This is a genomic window from Gemmobacter sp. (assembly GCF_016792925.1).
Classification (GTDB): domain Bacteria; phylum Pseudomonadota; class Alphaproteobacteria; order Rhodobacterales; family Rhodobacteraceae; genus Gemmobacter.
In genome coordinates, this window is record NZ_JAEULU010000051.1 from 44,361 (window position 1) to 60,296 (window position 15,936).

The 15,936-nt window shown below is 66.4% G+C and carries 17 protein-coding genes and 1 pseudogene; 2 read left to right on the forward strand and 16 right to left on the reverse strand.

The window, feature by feature from the left end; all coding sequences use genetic code 11:
• Positions 1–110 precede the first annotated feature (110 nt).
• The 14 genes and pseudogenes from JNN06_RS02840 to JNN06_RS02905 form a co-directional block, all read right to left on the reverse strand.
• Positions 111–1,714, reverse strand: a pseudogene (locus tag JNN06_RS02840) (FGGY-family carbohydrate kinase).
• The gene (locus tag JNN06_RS02845; protein ID WP_291238085.1) at positions 1,714–2,439 is read right to left on the reverse strand and encodes an SDR family oxidoreductase; all 726 of its coding nucleotides are present in this window, start codon (positions 2,437–2,439) and stop codon (positions 1,714–1,716) included. Before JNN06_RS02845 ends, JNN06_RS02840 begins: the two are co-directional and overlap by 1 nt.
• A gap of 10 nt (positions 2,440–2,449) precedes the next feature.
• Entirely contained in the window at positions 2,450–2,989 is a 540-nt protein-coding gene (locus JNN06_RS02850) for a hypothetical protein (protein WP_291238086.1), read from the reverse strand.
• A 112-nt stretch (positions 2,990–3,101) separates the two neighbouring features.
• Entirely contained in the window at positions 3,102–3,311 is a 210-nt protein-coding gene (locus JNN06_RS02855) for a hypothetical protein (RefSeq protein WP_366812369.1), read from the reverse strand.
• Complete coding sequence (locus JNN06_RS02860; RefSeq protein WP_291238088.1) at positions 3,284–3,451, reverse strand: hypothetical protein; 168 nt, start codon at positions 3,449–3,451, stop codon at positions 3,284–3,286. The genes JNN06_RS02855 and JNN06_RS02860 overlap by 28 nt, the downstream gene beginning before the upstream one ends.
• A 103-nt stretch (positions 3,452–3,554) precedes the next feature.
• On the reverse strand, positions 3,555–4,727 hold the full coding sequence (gene repC, locus JNN06_RS02865) for a plasmid replication protein RepC (protein WP_291238089.1): 1,173 nt from the start codon (positions 4,725–4,727) through the stop codon (positions 3,555–3,557).
• A gap of 171 nt (positions 4,728–4,898) precedes the next feature.
• The gene (gene repB / locus JNN06_RS02870) at positions 4,899–5,897 is read right to left on the reverse strand and encodes a plasmid partitioning protein RepB (protein WP_291238090.1); all 999 of its coding nucleotides are present in this window, start codon (positions 5,895–5,897) and stop codon (positions 4,899–4,901) included.
• Positions 5,898–5,899: 2 nt separating this feature from the next.
• Complete coding sequence (gene repA / locus JNN06_RS02875; protein ID WP_291238091.1) at positions 5,900–7,075, reverse strand: plasmid partitioning protein RepA; 1,176 nt, start codon at positions 7,073–7,075, stop codon at positions 5,900–5,902.
• 142 nt (positions 7,076–7,217) lie between these two features.
• Positions 7,218–7,742 (reverse strand): sel1 repeat family protein, encoded by a 525-nt coding sequence (locus tag JNN06_RS02880; protein WP_291238092.1) that lies wholly within the window; start codon positions 7,740–7,742, stop codon positions 7,218–7,220.
• A 1-nt stretch (position 7,743) separates the two neighbouring features.
• Complete coding sequence (locus tag JNN06_RS02885; protein WP_291238093.1) at positions 7,744–8,544, reverse strand: ABC transporter permease; 801 nt, start codon at positions 8,542–8,544, stop codon at positions 7,744–7,746.
• On the reverse strand, positions 8,541–9,257 hold the full coding sequence (locus JNN06_RS02890; protein WP_291238102.1) for an ABC transporter ATP-binding protein: 717 nt from the start codon (positions 9,255–9,257) through the stop codon (positions 8,541–8,543). Before JNN06_RS02890 ends, JNN06_RS02885 begins: the two co-directional genes overlap by 4 nt.
• A gap of 8 nt (positions 9,258–9,265) precedes the next feature.
• Positions 9,266–9,685 carry a hypothetical protein gene (locus JNN06_RS02895; RefSeq protein ID WP_291238094.1) on the reverse strand — a complete coding sequence of 140 codons (420 nt, stop codon included), beginning with the start codon at positions 9,683–9,685 and terminating at the stop codon, positions 9,266–9,268.
• Positions 9,686–9,700: 15 nt separating this feature from the next.
• Positions 9,701–10,657, reverse strand: coding sequence for a YVTN family beta-propeller repeat protein (locus JNN06_RS02900; protein WP_291238095.1), 957 nt, complete (start codon positions 10,655–10,657; stop codon positions 9,701–9,703).
• Between the two features lie 3 nt (positions 10,658–10,660).
• Positions 10,661–11,851, reverse strand: coding sequence for an ABC transporter substrate-binding protein (locus tag JNN06_RS02905; RefSeq protein ID WP_291238096.1), 1,191 nt, complete (start codon positions 11,849–11,851; stop codon positions 10,661–10,663).
• Between the two features lie 167 nt (positions 11,852–12,018).
• Here JNN06_RS02905 and pedF point away from each other — a divergent pair, with 167 nt between their 5' ends.
• Positions 12,019–12,699, forward strand: a complete 681-nt coding sequence (pedF, locus tag JNN06_RS02910; RefSeq protein WP_291238097.1) for a cytochrome c-550 PedF — start codon at positions 12,019–12,021, stop codon at positions 12,697–12,699.
• Positions 12,700–12,701: 2 nt separating this feature from the next.
• On the forward strand, positions 12,702–13,640 hold the full coding sequence (locus JNN06_RS02915) for a transporter substrate-binding domain-containing protein (protein ID WP_291238098.1): 939 nt from the start codon (positions 12,702–12,704) through the stop codon (positions 13,638–13,640).
• 228 nt (positions 13,641–13,868) lie between these two features.
• On the opposite strand, the gene JNN06_RS02920 is transcribed toward JNN06_RS02915, so the two are convergent.
• Positions 13,869–14,744, reverse strand: coding sequence for an FAD:protein FMN transferase (locus JNN06_RS02920; protein WP_291238099.1), 876 nt, complete (start codon positions 14,742–14,744; stop codon positions 13,869–13,871).
• Positions 14,744–15,936 (reverse strand): 4Fe-4S binding protein (locus JNN06_RS02925; RefSeq protein WP_291238100.1); only part of this gene is annotated, 1,193 nt, incomplete at its 5' end. The genes JNN06_RS02920 and JNN06_RS02925, both read right to left, overlap by 1 nt.

Consider the following 15,936-nt stretch of genomic DNA (forward strand, 5'->3'; position numbering starts at 1 on the left):
AGGCCAACGCCCCCCGGCGGGCGCTGGCCGTTGGCTTCGGGCTAACGGCCCGATGTGGATGCGTTTCCGCATGACCTTGGCGATGGCCTCGGCCAATTGGGGGGGAGGTCTCAGGCCTGCCGCATCCCCCGCGCCACCTCTTGCAGCGCTGTGAAGGCGGCGAAGCGGCGGTGGTGCAGCGCGGCCAGCGCGCCGCTGGCGGGCTGGAACAGCCGCGCCGGGCCAGACATCGCCGCCATGGCGCTGCCCGCATCGGCATGGGCTCCGCTGGCGATGGCGCCCAGCATGGCGGCGCCCAGCAAGACCGGCTCGGGCGCCTCGGGCAGGGCCACCGGCAGGCCAGTGCTGTCGGCCAGCATCTGACAGGCCAGCGCGCTTTGCGCCGCCCCGCCCGAGGCCACCAGCGTCTCAATCGCCATGCCCTGCGCGGCGAAGCGTTCCAGCAGTTGCCGCAAGCCATAGCCAATGCCCGACAGCCCGGCCAGATGCAGCGCCACCAGCGATGGCAACCCGCGATCCAGACCCAGGCCCGCGATCACCGCCCGCGCCTCGGGGTCGGCGAAGGGCGAGCGGTTGCCCAGAAACTCTGGCACCACGATCACCCCTTCGGCGGCGCGGATGCAGTCCGACAGGCCCCCCCCCTGCCCCGCCGCATGCTCTGCCACATGGGCGATCAAAGGCAGGCCGCGCACCGCGGCCTCGGCGGCAATCGCGGGCGCGTCGCGGTGCAGATGCACCAGATGATCCAGCGCCGCGCCCGCCGCCGATTGGCTGCCCTCGTTCAGCCACAGCCCTGGCAACATGGCGTTGCAATAGGGCCCCCAAACCCCCGGCACCGGCACGGCCTGCCGGGCCGAGGCCATGGAACAGGCCGAAGTGCCAAAGATATAGGCCAGCCGCGCCGTGGGATCGGCGCGCCCCGGCAGGGTGACGCCCAAAGTGCCCAACCCGCCCGCATGGGCATCAATCAGCGCCGCCGCAACGGTGACGCCCTCGGGCAGGCCCAGATCGGCGGCGGCCTGCGGCGTCAGAGGCCCAAGCGCCGTGCCGGGCGCCACAACCTCAGTGCCGATACGGGCAAAGCCCTCCTCAGCCAGCACGCCCAGACCGATGGCGCGGAAGTAATCGCCATCCAGCGGTTTTCATGGGCCAGATAGGTCCATTTGCAGGTCACCGTGCAGGACGACCGCGCAAGGCTGCCACTCGCCCGCCATGTGAGATAATCCGACAGATCGAAGAATTGCGCGGCCTGCGCAAAGGCCTCAGGCCGGTGGCGGGCCAGCCAAAGGAGTTTCGGCGTCTCCATCTCGGGCGAGATGCGGCCGCCGACATATTGCAGCACGGCATGACCGCCGGCATTGATCTCCTCGGCCTCGGCCTGCGCGCGGTGATCCATCCAGACCATGACATTGCGCGCCGGATCGCCAGAGGGGCCGACCGCCACCCCCTGCCCCGCCGCATCCACCACCACCAGCGAGCAGGTGGCGTCAACGCCGATGCCGGTGATCGCCTGCGCCGCCACACCGGCCTCGGCCATGGCGCCACGCACGGCATGGCACACGGCCTGCCAGATCTGCGCGCCCGATTGCTCCACGATCTCGCCGGGGTCCGTCCACATCGTGACCGGGTGCTTGCCGATCCCCAGCAAGCGCCCTGCCCCGTCAAACACCCCGGCGCGGGCCGACCCCGTGCCCACATCCACCCCGATCAGCATCACAGATCCACCGTATTGAGCAGGATCACCAGATCGCGCACCACCACGCCCTTGCGCAGGGTCAGCATGAAGATCACGGCCTCGGCCACCTCCACCGGCTGCATCAGGCTGCCATTGGCCAGAGCCTCCTCCATCTTGGCCTTGGGCCAATCATCCAGCAGGGCGGTCACCACCGGGCCGGGCAGCACGGCGCCCACGCGGATGCCCTGCGGCGCCAATTGGCGGCGGATGGTATGGGCAAAGGCCTGAATGGCGAATTTCGAGGCGGTATAGACCGGCTCCCACACCACCGGCACCACGCCCGCAATCGAAGAGGTGAGGATGATGTCGCCCGCCTGCCGTTCGATCAGATGCGGCAAGACCGCATGGACCGAGCGAAAGGCGGCATTCACGTTCAGGTTCAACACCTTGTCCCAGACCTCGGGGTTCCCCTCGGCCACCGGGCCACCAATATAGCCACCCGCATTGGCGTGGAAAATATCGAGCCCCCCGGCCAGCGCGAGGATGCGCGGCAGCATCCCCGAGACCTGCGGCCCGTCGAGCAGATCGACGACGAGGGGCAGCGCCTTCGGCCCCAGCTCGGCACAGAGCACGATCAGACGATCCTCGGCCCGGTCGATCAGCACCACCGTCGCACCTTGCGCAAGCATCGCCCGGGCGCATTCCAGCCCGATGCCCGAGGCCGCGCCTGTGATGGCCGCCACCTTTCCGTTCAAAACTTGCATATGGGTCTCCTTATCCCCGGCCATGGCTGACGCGCGATTGCCGGGCGAGGCTGTCAACGATCACCGCAATAGCGAGGACGCCGCCGGTGATCATGTAGCGCAGCGAGGACGACAGATTGAGCAGCGTCAGCCCGTTGGAAATCGCCTGAATGACGATGATGCCCAGCACGGCAGACCAGGCCGACCCGCGCCCGCCGAACAGGCTGGTGCCGCCGATCACCGCCGCCGCGATGGCGTTCAGGTTCACGTCGCCTGTCCCGGCCTGCTGGCGGGAGGAGGCAAGGCGCGCGGCCGACAGGATGCCGCCAAGCGCCGCCAGCGTCGAACAGAGCATGAAGGCCGAGAGGTAAATGCGCCGCACGTTGATACCCGAGCGCCGCGCGGCCTCGCGGTTGCCGCCCACGGCAAACATCGAGCGGCCCCATTGCGTGCGCGTCAAGGCATAGTTCAGCGCCACCGCCAGCGCGAACATCACCGGCACGCCACGGCCCAGATGCAGATACCACAGCGCAAACTCCAGCCCCACGGTCAGCGCCGCCGCCTTCAGCATCAGCCGCCCCAGGGGCTGCGCCCAAAAGGCCCGCCGCCCGGCGTTGCCGCATCACCGAAAGCCCGACCCAGATCATCACCGCACCGGGCAGCAGCCCCAGCACGCAAGACGCCTAGGCAGGCAAGATCCACAGCTGGCCAAAGCCCACCAGCGGCGAGGTGAAGGGCAAGTTGATCGAGCCGGTCGGCCCGAGGATATAAAGCTGCAAACCCAGAGTGGCGAGCAGGCCGGAGAGGGTGGAAACAAAGCTCGGCATCCCCAACCGATTGAAAAGAAACGCATAAAGCGCGCCGATCAGGGCCCCGGTCGCCAGCGCTGCCATGATGGCCAGCGGCAGCGACAGGCCCCATTCACCCAGAACACCCCGATCATGGCGCAATCGAACAGCACCAGATTGTTCGGCGCCAGAAACACCGGGTTCAGGATGGAAAACACCGTGGAGATCAGCACAAGGCCCACCACCAGCGCGCCGGGCGATAAACCATTTATTTACAGATGGTTACATGCCTTCATAGCTGCAAAGCCCCTGCCCCGTCAATCAGGCCTGATCCAAAGTTGACAGCTGTCAACTTCTTGCACCGGCGGGCGCATGGGACAGCAAGGCCATGATCATCGGCCCCGGCGAAAATGCCCCCGCCGCTGCCTTGGCGGTCAGGTGCCGCAGATAGGCGCCCGGGCGCTGGATCGCGGAAATGCGTTGCAGCATCGCCGCCAGCGTTACCGCCGCGCGCTCGGCCCCCATCACCCGACGCGCCTCGGCCCAGACATCCGCCGCCACGCCCATCATGGGCCGCAAGGTTTGCGCCGTCGCCAGCAGCTCGTGCCAGGAGCGGATGCCGCCCCCGGCATAGGGCAAGAGATCGGGGCAGGCCTTCACCACCAGCTCCAGCGGGAGGGAATCCGACGCGGCGGGTGGGGCCGCAATCTTCTCTGCGCAAGATTCAGATTCTTTAAGTTCTGGTTTTGAATCTTGAGAGTGCCGCTCAAAATGGCTGTCACAGCCGCTTGAATCCGCTGTTTGCAGCGCCGGTTCCAGCCGGGCCGACAGACCCGCGCGCAGGGTTTCGGCGGCCTCTGCCAGCCGCTCCATCTCGGCTAGATCCAGCTTGCGGCGCATCAGGCCACGCAGCGCGCCCAGCCGGGCCGCGAGCGCATCGCCCTGCGCCACCATCGCCTCGGCCTCGGCAAAGGCCAGCAGCTTGGCGCAATCGCGCAGGCAAAGGACCAGACGTTCCCGGGTCAGCCGCAGGGCCAGCGCGGTCTCGCGAGCCTCGGTGGCGGCGGCGATGATCTCGGGCGCGCGGATCAGCAGGGGCCGCAGCGAAAAGCCGAAGGCGCGCAGCACGGTGCCATGGGCGCGGGTGACATAGCGCTTGCCATTCGGGCTGTCATGCCGGGCCAGCAGACCCGCCGTGACCAGCGCCGCCAGATGGCGCCGCAGCGTGCTTTCGGGCATGCCATGCGCCCGGTCCGACAGGGTGGCGTTGGAGGGGAACACGATCAGCGCGCCGGCATCCTCCAGCAGCCGCCCCGGATGAAAGCTGAGCAGCGCGTTCAGCACCGCCAGATCGCGGTCGCTGACACCAAACCGCGCCCGCGCCTCGCGCAGGTCGGAAAACAGGTGCCATTTGTCGATGCTGGGCATAGGTGCAGGCGCGGCGGCCAGAGCCTGACTTGCCAGAAGGCAAGCCGAGACCGCCCGCCGCCCGAAGGGCGTCGTGGAAATGTGCTGCATCATCTTGTCACGAGGCAAAAGAAGAGCGCCCACCGAAAGACGGTGGTTGACAGTGAATCGATGGCCGGGCTATTCTCGAGGTGCTAGATCAAGAATGGGCCTCTCGGGATGTCATGTCCTGGGGGGCTTTTTCTTAGGCCGGGTCGTGCCTCCTGTTTGGGGTGGATCGGATCGTCATTCGCCCTTGCTCCATGCCTGATGAAGCTGCGGGATCTGGGCCAGAAGCCAGTCCTCGAAACCGGCCTCGATGTTTTTCTCCATGCGGATCACCAGACGCCCGCCGCGACGGGCCGCCTGGGCCAGGGGTTTGCCATCCAGCGCGCGCACCGCTGCCAGCGGGGCAGGGGGCGCGGCCGGTTTCGCGGGGCTGGGCGGGGCAGGGCGGCGGCTGGCATAGGCCAGCGCGGCCTCGAACCGCGCATCCGAGGCGGCGGCGCCGGAAAGGTTGATCATGGCGACCACATCTTGCGGCGCATGTTCGCCCTCGGTGAGGGCATCGGCCAGCGCCAGCCAGCGGTCGCGCCCGATGGAGGGCGCCGCGCCAATGGCCTGCACGATCTCGGGCGAGATGCGCTCTCCTACCGAAATCATGCGGGAAATCAGGGTCTTGTCCATCGAGAGCGTGTCGCCGATGATCTTGCGATCATAGCCCGCCTCCAGCATTTGCCGCGCGAAACTGGCCTTTTCGATGAAGGACAAGTCGCGCCGGGCGGTGTTTTCCTGCCCCTGCGCGATGATCAGGTCGCGGTCGTCCAGCTGGCGCACCAGCGCCTTGACCGGGCGGCCAAGCTCGCGCAGCGCCAGAACCCGGCGGCGGCCATAGACGATCTGGAACCGACCCTCATGTTCGGGATGGGGGCGCACCAGAACCGGCACCTGCTGGCCGTATTCGGCGATACTGTCGCGCAGTGCGGCATCCTCGGCGCTGTCGCTTTCCAGCCTGTCCTGCAAGCCACCGGCCTCGATCTGCATCGGGTCGATCTCGATCAGCGCGCGGGCCTGAAGATCGGCGACCGAGCGCGAAATCGCACCGATGGCGCCCTTGGCGTAACGCGGGCGGGTCGGATCGGGCGGCGCAGAGACGGTTTCGGCCCCGGCGCGGGGCGGCGGGGCGGCGGGGGAGGGGGCGGGCGCCGCCCCCATCAACCCTTCCAGAAGGTTCTTGCGTGCCATGATCAGCGCCCCCATGCTTTCTGAACCAGCGCCTCGATCTCGCCATTGACCGCGTTCAGGCTTTCCAGCGCACGGTCATAGGTCGAACGGGTGAAGGCGCTTTTCTCGACCTCATACAGCGTCTGCTTGGTGATGCCCGCATCGGAAACCGCCGTCGATTTCAAGGCGGTATGGTTCAGCACATGATCGCCGAACAGCGATCGCATGAAGCTGACCATCTGGTTTTGCGGCCCGTCGCCGGGCTCGTAGCGGGTGACGACATAGCGCAGCCAGTCGTAATTCATATTGCCCCCGGCATCGGCCACCACCCCCAGCAGGTTGGAGGTCATCAGCAGGAACTGGCACATCGACATCACGTCGAGCATCTGCGGATGCACGGTGACCAGCACCGCCGTCGCCGCCGAAAGGGCGGCCATGGTGAGGAAGCCCAGCTGCGGCGGGCAGTCGATGATGACCAGATCGTATTGCGCCTCGATCTCGGCCAGCTTGTCGGCAATCCGGGTAAAGAACAGGTTCCCGGCCCGCTCTGCCAGCAGGCGCGGGGTCTCGTGTTCAAATTCCATCAGATCCAGATTGCCGGGAATCAGATCGAGATTGGCGAAATAGGTCTTGCGGATGATCGAGGCCATCGGCGCCGGGTCTTCGTGGCGGATCGCATCGTAAAGCGTGCCGCCATCCAGCAGGTCAAACTCGGGCTGGAAGCCGTGCAGAGCCGAAAGCGAGGCCTGCGGGTCAAGGTCGATCGCCAGCACGCGATAGCCGTCAAGCGCGCATTTCTGTGCCAGATGGGCGGCGGTGGTGGTCTTGCCCGAGCCGCCCTTGAAGTTGATCACAGTGATCACTTGCAGATGGTCGCCCGCGCGCCGCCCCGGCAGATAGGTGCCGGGCACCTTGGCGCCGGCCTCCAGCAGGTGCCGCAGCGCCATGATGTCTTCGGGCGTGTAAAGGCGGCGCCCGCCCGGCCCGGTTTCGGGCTGCGGGCCGCGCCCCTCCAGGCTCAGTTTGCGCAGATAGGCGTCTTTCACGCCCAACAGCTCGGCCACCTCGCCGCTGGTGAATCGGCGCAACTGTTTGCTGGCATTGGGCGGGAAGAGTTGCGCCCGATGGGCCAGCAGACGCTCTGACAGAAGCGCTGCATGTTCGCCGACAAGCCGGTCGATGCGGGTTTGGTCTACCATATCTGCCCTCCGCCCAGCCATTTGTTACGGCTTTTGGCGATTTTATCACTGCTTAGCGTAAATGAATGCGCGATTTCAGGGATTCGGGCAAGAGGGTTTGCGCAAGAGTTTGTGGCAATGGCGCCGCAGACCGCAAGAATGGCTAGAAGAGCGGGGCGTATTTCCAGTTATCGGCATCGGGCGTGACCTCATCAAGGTCATAATCGGCGCCTTGCAGGCGGCGCGCGGTGGAGAGGCCCTGCGCGGCGGCGGCATCGACCATGCGGCGCCCCTCGGCCTCGTCCTGCACGGTGCCGCGCCCGCGGATCAGATCGAGCCCATAGTTGAACTGCCCGACCGGATCACCGGCATCTGCGGCGCGGCGGTCCCAGTCGGCGGCGGCATCGGGGTTTTCCGGCGCGCCAAGGCCGTTATTCTCCAGCTGCGACATCCAGGTCATCGCGCCGCTATAGCCCGCCTCGGCGCAGCGCTGGAACAGGGCGCGGGCCTCGGCATGGCGGCCGGATTTGGTGATGTAATAGCCCGCCGCGCAATTGGTCATGCTGGTGTCGCCACGCGCCACATCCTCCAGCACGCGGCCCAGCGTCAGCTCTTCGGGGTTCAAGGTGCCGCCCTCATCGGCGAAGGCCGGGGTTGCGCAGAGGGTCAGGATCAGGAGTGCTTTCATCTCAGCCACCTTTCAGGGTCTTGCCCTGCATGCCCCGCGCCGGATCATAGCCGCGCAGCGCCGCCGCCCCGAAGGCCAGCGTCGCCAGCAGCACCCAGCCCAGGGCGGGGAGAGCGGGCTGGAGGTGAAGCGAAAAGCGGATCAGCTCGACCGCATGGGTGAAGGGGTTCAGGCCGCAAAGCGTGGCCAGCACCGGGCTGCCCTCGCGCATCTTCCACAGCGGGTAAAGCGCGGAGGAGAGGAAGAACATCGGGAAGATCACGAAATTCATCACGCCCGCGAAATTCTCCAATTGCCGGATGATGGAGGAGAGCATGAGGCCAAGCGCCCCCAGCATCAGCCCGGTGAGCAGCAGCGCCGGCAGCACGGCCAGCACCCCCATCACCGGAAAGCGCACCCCCCAAACGGCGGCAATGCCCAGAAACACCAGGCATTGCAGCACGGAAACCAGCGTGCCCGCCAGCAACTTGCACAAAAGCAGCCACCAGCGGGGCAGGGGGGCCGTCAGCAGCAGCCGCATCGAGCCCATTTCGCGGTCATAGACCAGCGAGAGCGAGCTTTGCATGCCGTTGAACAGGCAGATCATGCCCAAGAGGCCGGGCAGGATATAGGTCTCGTAGGTGATATAGGTCTGGTAGGGCGGGGTGATGGAAAGGCCGAGGGCCGCGCGAAACCCGGCGGCAAAGACCACCAGCCAGACCAGAGGCCGCACCAGCGCGGCGACAAAGCGCCCGCGCTGGCCGGTGAAGCGCAGCGCCTCACGGTGCAGGATGGCGCGCAGCGCGATGAGCCAGGGGGTCATGCCGCGCCCTCCGTCAGCGAGAGGAAAGCGGATTGCAGGCTTTCGCCCCCGCGCAGGGCGGCGGCGGTGGTATCCGCGCGCAGGCGCCCGCGATGCAGCACCGCCACGCGGTCGGTATCGCGGATTTCATCGGTCAGATGGGTGGCCCACAGCACGGTGAGGCCTTGGGCAGCCAGATCATGCACATGATCGGTGATCGCCACGCGGGCGGCGGCATCAAGACCGACGGTCGGTTCATCCAGCAGCAGCACCGCCGGATCATGCAGCAGGGCGCGGGCAATCTCCATCCGGCGGCGATGGCCACCATTCAGCGCCCGCACGGGTTCGCGCGCGCGTTCGGCCATGCCGAGACGGTCGAGCGCCGCCGCCACGCGGGCCTCCGCCGCGCGCCCGGCCAAGCCATGCAGCGCGGCGAAATACATCAGGTTGCGCCGCACCGTCAGATCGAGGTCGAGGGTCGGTTGCTGGAACACCACGCCCAAGCGCGCCAAGGCGGCGCGGGGGCTGCGGGCCAGATCCTGCCCGGCCAGCAGGATGCGGCCCTGAGGGGCCACGAACAGCCGGGTGAGCAGCGCAAACAGCGTCGATTTTCCGGCACCATTCGGCCCCAGCAGCGCGCAGAACTGCCCCGGCGCGACCTGCAAATGCAGGTCGTCCAGCGCGCGTTTGGCGCCGTAGCTGTAGCTCAGCCCGGTGATCTCGATGCCATTCACATGCTTGGTCACTCGATCACGATCTCCACCCGCTGACTGTCGCCGGTGCTGCCGGGCACGCTGAGGCTGTAGGCGCCGGGCTTGATGGCGATGAAGGACAGCTCGATCTTGCCCTCGTCGTCAAATTCAAAGGAATCGAGGCCAAGGGGGCGAATTTCGATGTCATTGATGACCACCTCATTCACCCAGATGGCGCGGAAGAACCCGGCACCTTCCAGGGCCAGCTCGGCGCTGCCATCTGATTCAATTTCCAGAATGTAATAGGTGCCGGATTTCAGCGCCATGGGCGCGGTGGCGACCGGCTCGCCCGACATGAGCTTCAGCCCCGGCAGCTCCACCCGGTTGGCGCGCTCCAACAGGCCCGCGGTCTGGGCCGAAGCGGCCAGAGGGGCCAGCAGCAGGGCGGCGGTGAGAAACAGGTTTTTCATGGGAATTTCCTTAAGTTAAGGCCGCATCGCCGCGCCCCAGGGGAAGCGGCCGACCTTGATGGATTTCACGGGTTCAAGGCTCGCGACATCAATCACCGTCACATCGCCCGAAACGCCATTGGTGGTGAACAGCCGGGTCTTGTCGGGCGAATATTCCATGTGCCAGACCCGGCGCCCGACCAGAATGTATTTCTCCACCTCATAGGTGGCGGTGTTCACCACCGCGACATGATTGGCGGGGCCAAGCGCCACGAAGGCCCTGGTGCCATCGGGCGAGAAGCGAAAGCCGACCGGCTGGATCAGATCCTGATTGACGCCCGGAATGGCGAAACGCACCTTGCCGGTCTCGGTCTGGCCCTTGGTTTCAAAGACGGTGATGGTGCCGCCGATCTCGGAGCTGACCCAAAGCGCCGCGCCATCGGCGGTGAACTCGGCATGGCGGGGGCGGGCATCGACCAGCGTATTGGCGAACAGGCTTTGCGTCGAGGTGTCGATCCAATGCGCCATATTGGTGGTCTCGGAGGTGGTGATCGCCACCTTGCCATCGGGCGAGACGGCCATGCCTTCGGGTTCGATGCCGACATTGATCTGCGCCACCACCGTGCGGCTTTGGGTATCGACGACGGTGGTCACCGCGTCATCCTCATTGGCGATGTAGAGATGGCGGTCATCGGGGGCCAAGACGAACTGCTCCGGGTCTTCACCCGAGGGCAGATCATGCAAGATCTCGCCGGTGTTCGGATCCATCACCTGCACGGTGTTGCTGTCGCTGGCGCAGATATAGACCCGGCTGAAATCCTTGGAGAAGGTGATTCCGCGCGGGCGTTCGCCGGTGGGGTAGGTTTTCACCACCTCCAGCGTTTCCACGTCGATCACGCTGACGGTGTCGTCTTTCTCATTGGTGACCCAGATTTCCCCGGCCATAGCGGGCAGGGCGGCAGAGGTCATGAGGGCGGCAAGCAAAAGGCGCATCGGTTACTCCTTGAAGGCGGTGCAGCGGCTTTCGGGCGCGTCCAGCCCGAGGCTGTCGGTCTCGTTGCGCTGATGCAGAAAGCCGGGCAGCGGGGCGAGGGTGACCAGCGCGCGGTCATTCACCACGGCGATGGGTTGGCGCATCTGGCCGTTCCATGTGCGGAAGGTGAGGGCGCGGCCCTTGAAGCCATCGAGCTGGAAGGCATCCGACAGCATATAGGCGCGCAAAATGGCCGGATCGGCGCTGCTGGTGCGGGTGACGGCCTCGCCAATGGCGCGGATGGCGGCCCATGCGGCGTAATCTTCGCTGCGCATCGGGCGGCCTGTTGCGGCCTCGAAGCGGTTTTGCAATTGCACGGCGCCCCAGGCCTCGATCACGCTGGCCCAAGCCTCGCCATGCAGGCCATGGCTGCCTGCCACCGGGCGCGGCAGCCAAGTGTTATGCAGCACATAGCGGCCGAAATCATCGGTCGGGTCGGCCACCAGCAGCACGTCATGATCGGGCAGCGATTGGGTGAAGCGCGGCACCTCATCCATGGTCGAATCGCGCAAATCGGTATCGAAGGTCCATGGGGTTTCACCCGCGAGGGTCAGGCCGAATTTGGCGGCAGAGCGGCGCAGGTGATCGGCATAAACGCTATCCCTTGCGGTTGGCCCCACGATCATCGCAAGATCGGCCCATTGCCGCGCCACCAGCACCTGCATCAGCGCATCGGTGCGGGCGGCGGTTTCGGGGATGGTGTGCAGAAGATTGGCCCGGCAACCCTCCGACCGCAGCGCCTCATCCCCGGAGGAGGTGTTGAACAAGAGCGCGCCCTTGGCCTCTGGCAGATCGGCGACAGTCAGCAGATCTTCGGCCTCGCCCTCCAGCAATACAAGCTGCGCCTCGGCCAAAGCCGTGCGGGCGGCTTGCGTCAAGTCGCCCTCGGGGGGCACCTCGATCACGGTCAGGCTGAATTCCTGCCCCATGAAGGCGCCGGTGGTCTGATTGTCCTTCAGCGCGATCTGGGCCCCCGCGAACCCCAGATCGGCGGGGATCGGGTCAAGGTTCGACAGCACCGGCGGCTGCGGCACCTGCTGGCGCAGATAGACCATCGGCACCGCCAGCGCGGGCTTTTGCTGCGCCATGGCGGGCGCGGCGACGCAAAGCACCAGCGCGGCGCAAAGGCCGGCGGCGCGGTTGTAACGGTTCATGGCAGTCTCCCTGCGGTGAAGGCTGCCCTCTGCCCGGGATCGCGGCAATGCGACCAAGGTCTAACACGCGGATGGCGCTGCGCTGCGGCGTTCAAGACCAAAGTCGAATGGAGCGGCTTTGCCCCTCTGCCCTAAGGTTTGCGGCAGGAATTGGGAGGAAACCGCCTATGAAACCCTTGCTTCGCCATTCGGCGGCCCTGTTGGGCATTGCCGTGATCGCCACTGCCGCTTTCGGCCATGGGGATGTGGCCCCCCAGCCGGTGAATACCGATGCCCTGCCCGAGGTGGGCGAGGAATGGCTGATCGAAAACCCCTATCGCGCCGACAAGGTCGGCGATGAGACCTGGGCCAAGGCGGTGGAGATCGGCTCCAGCGGCTTCAACCAGAATTGCGCGCGTTGCCATGGGCTTGGCGCGGTGTCGGGTGGTTTGGCCCCCGATCTGCGCTTTCTGGAGGCGGCGGAGTATGGCGATGAATGGTATGTGGAGCGTTTCCAGCACGGCTATACCCAGGACGGCACCACCAAGATGCCCGCCTTCGGCGAGGTTCTGGGCCAGAAGGCCGGTTGGGCGATCCGCACCTATATCGAGACCCGCCCCGAGGATGGCGCGCTGGACAGCCATGCCGCGCGGCTGACCGAGATCCGCGACACGCTGGCCAAGGGCGGCGCCGATGAGGCGGCGCTGAAGGCCGAGCTGGAGGCGATTGCGGCAGAGGTGAAGACCGCCTCGGGCGCGCCGGTGGCCGACAGCGCGGCGCGGCAGGCGGCGCTGCATCTGAACGGCACGCCGGAGGGCGAGAAACACGCCGCCGATGCGCTGACCGTCGGGCTGTCTGCGGCGCATTGATCATGGCACGGCGGCGCCCGTTTCTGACGGCGCTGGCGGCGGGGGTGCTGGCCACCCTCGCCGCCTTGCCCGTTCATGCCCGTTGCGAGGGCATGGCCCCTGAACAGCGTCTGCAAAACACCCCGCGCGAATATGTGGGGCAGACGCTGGATGAGATTCTGGATCGCGGTCGCCTGACGATCGCGGTCTATGAGGATTTCCCGCCCTATAGCTGGCAGGAGGGCGAAACGCCGAAAGGCGTGGATGTGGAGCTGGGGCGCATTCTGGCGCAAGGGCTTGGGGTTGAACCGGAATTCCGCTTTGTGCAGGCGGGCGAGACGATCCAGACCGATCTGATGGCGAATGTCTGGCGCGGCGGGGTGCAGAAAGAGCCGGTGGCGAATGTCATGCTGCGGGTGCCCTATAACAGCGATCTGGCCTGCAAGATTGATCAGGTGGTGTTCACCGGCCAATATGCCGATGAGCAGATCGCCATTGCCTATCGCGCCGAGGCCTATCCGGAGGCGGTGGCGAACCCGGAGGGTGGGCGTGATGAGGGGGCGCCGGTGCCGGCTTTCTTCCGCTTTGACCCGGTGGCGGTGGAGAATGACTCGATTGCCGATTTCTATCTGACCTCGTTTCCCGGTGGCGATATTGGCCCGATGATCCGGCGGCATCGCACGATGGCCGAGGGGATGGCAGCGCTTGCGGCGGGCGAGACCATGGCGGCGATGGGGCCGCAGGCGCAGCTGGAATTTGGGGCTGTGCAAGGGGTTAGGGTGCATGAGCCGCCCTTGGCGGGCTTTGCTTTGGGGCGCTGGACGCTGGGGCTGGCGGTGCATACCAGCCACCGCGATCTGGCCTATGCGCTGGATGATGCGGTGGCGGCGGCCTTGGCCGATGGCCGGATCGCGGCGGCCTATGCCAAATATGGGCTGACGTTCTTGCCGCCGAAACGGTGACATTGGCCTTGGCCGAGGCCATTGCCGAGGTCATGCGGCACCGTTTCCGCGTTTGGGCCGGTGGCCCAAAGCCACCGGCCAGCGCCCGCCCTGCGGGGGGCGGGTGCTTCACACCCGCCGGGCGGGCGTTGGCCTCTGTTCGTGGGACGGAGGCGGTCTTGTTGTGCTGTTTCCACAGCGGGCGGGGAAAAGCGGTGCTTTTCCTGTTCCGCCCGCCATACAACCCGTTCAAATCACGCGCAAATCGCCTTGGTCGTCGATCAACGTCACCGGGCCAAGCCGGGGCAGTTTGTGCCGCAAGGCGGTGATCTGGGCCACATCCAGAAACACCAGCGCGGTCGAAAGGCCATCGGCCAGCGCGGCGCTGTCGGCCTCGACCGCGACGGTCGACCAGCGGGGCCCAAACCCTTGAGGATGCAAGATATGGGGCTGGCCGCCCACCAGCGTGGCGCGGGGCGAGGAGGCGGCGAGCGCCCGGCCAGACGCCAGATGGCGCTGGCCCAGCAGGCCGGCGACGGGATCGCTGATGCCGAGGGTGAAAGGCCCGCCCAAAGCGGCATATTCGCCCATCTGCACCAGCGCATGCCTGAAGCCCTGCGCCGCCAGCCAGTCGCGGACCAGATCGGCGGCGAAGCCCTGGGCCATGCCGTTCAGGGTGAGGGCCTGACCCGGTGACAGCTGGATTTTCGGGCCGAGCTGCACATGGCGCCACCCGACAAGGCTTTGCTTTGCAACAGGATTTTCGCCTTCGGAAAGGGCCTGCCACAAGGGCTGCACCGTGGGATCAAAGGCGCCTTGGGTCAGATTGTGCAGATCGTTACAAAGGCTGAGGGCCTGCGCCAGCCAAGGCGAGGGGCGGGCTTGGCCGGTGGTGTTCAGGGCGGTCAGCTCGGAGGGGCGATAAAGGCTGAACACGGCCTCGATCTGCGCCAGAAATGCGGGCAATTTCAACAGGGTAGCAGCGGCGCCCGGCCCCGAGAGCGTCAGCGCTACATCGGCCCCGAAAGCGCTTCCCCGCCATTCGGCGGCCTGGGCGGGCCGGGTGAAAAACCCTGCTGCGGCAATGACTTGCAGGAAGCGGCGCCGTTGAAACTTGGGCGGCATCATCGGGCCTCCTTGCGCAGGCCCTTGCCGCGCGCAGCGAGGATCAGCGGCACGCACAGTTTTGGGTCATCATGGATGGTCACACAGTCAAGGCATTGAAAACATTCGGAATATGCAATCTTTCCGCTGGGCTTGATGGCACCATAGGCGCAGCGGACCTTGCAGAGCTGGCAGGGGCTGCCGCATTCCTTGCGGCGCGCGATCCAGTCGCGGCCCCGCAACATCCCGCCAATCGCCATCAGCGCGCCCAAGGGGCAGACATAGCGACAAAAGCCCTTGAAGGTGAACAGGCCCAGCCCAAGCCAGCCCAAGGCATAGGCCACGAACACCCATTCGCGCTGGAAATGGGTGGTGATTGCGGTCTTGAAGGGCTCGACCTCGGCCACGGTGTCGATCTGGTCGGGGGCAAGGAACACCACGGCCACCAGCCCGGCCAGCAAGAAATACTTCAGCGATTTCAGGTGCTTGTCCGCAAACTCCGACGGCTCCCACCGGGGCAGGCGCAGCAAGCGGCCGAGGTGGTGGGCAAATTCCTGCAAGGCGCCGAAGGGGCAGAGCCAGCCGCAGAACAACCCGCGCCCCCAGAGGACAAACCCGACAATCGCCGCGATCCAGACCGCGAGCGAGAAGGGATCATAAAGCAGATAGGCGAGGCTGCCGCCCTCCAGCAGGGTGCGCAGCGTGGCCAAGGGCGTGACGATGGACAATTGCCCCTGCCCCCAGAAGCCGACAAAGCCAGCCATCACCGCCAGCACGGCCAAGCGTAACGGCGTATACAGATTGTCCCCCTTTGGCGGGGCAAAGGGTAATGACGTGGACAGTTTCAGCCCGGCAAGCCGGTTCATCCCCGGCCCGAGGGCGAAAAACAGCGCGACGAGACCGAGGGACAGCGCGATGAGGTCAGGCGCGCGGTTGCGCAGCGCCTCGGCCCAGGGGGGCAGGGGGGCGGAGGGGGCCTCGGGGCGGAGGAAGAATCGCTCGGGCGTGACATGGGTGAGGGGGAAGGCGTGGCTGCCGGTCTCGGGTTGAAACATGCCGTGGCGTCGCTCGGCGATGACGCGGAGCTGCCAGTCGCGCGCGGGGTCGAAGCCCAGGCGGCGGTCGGCGCGCAGGATCATGGCGGTGCCCTCGGGCACGCCGGGCAGGGTTTCAAACAGGAGGTCGGCATCGCGCAGCGCGACGGGCAGGCCGT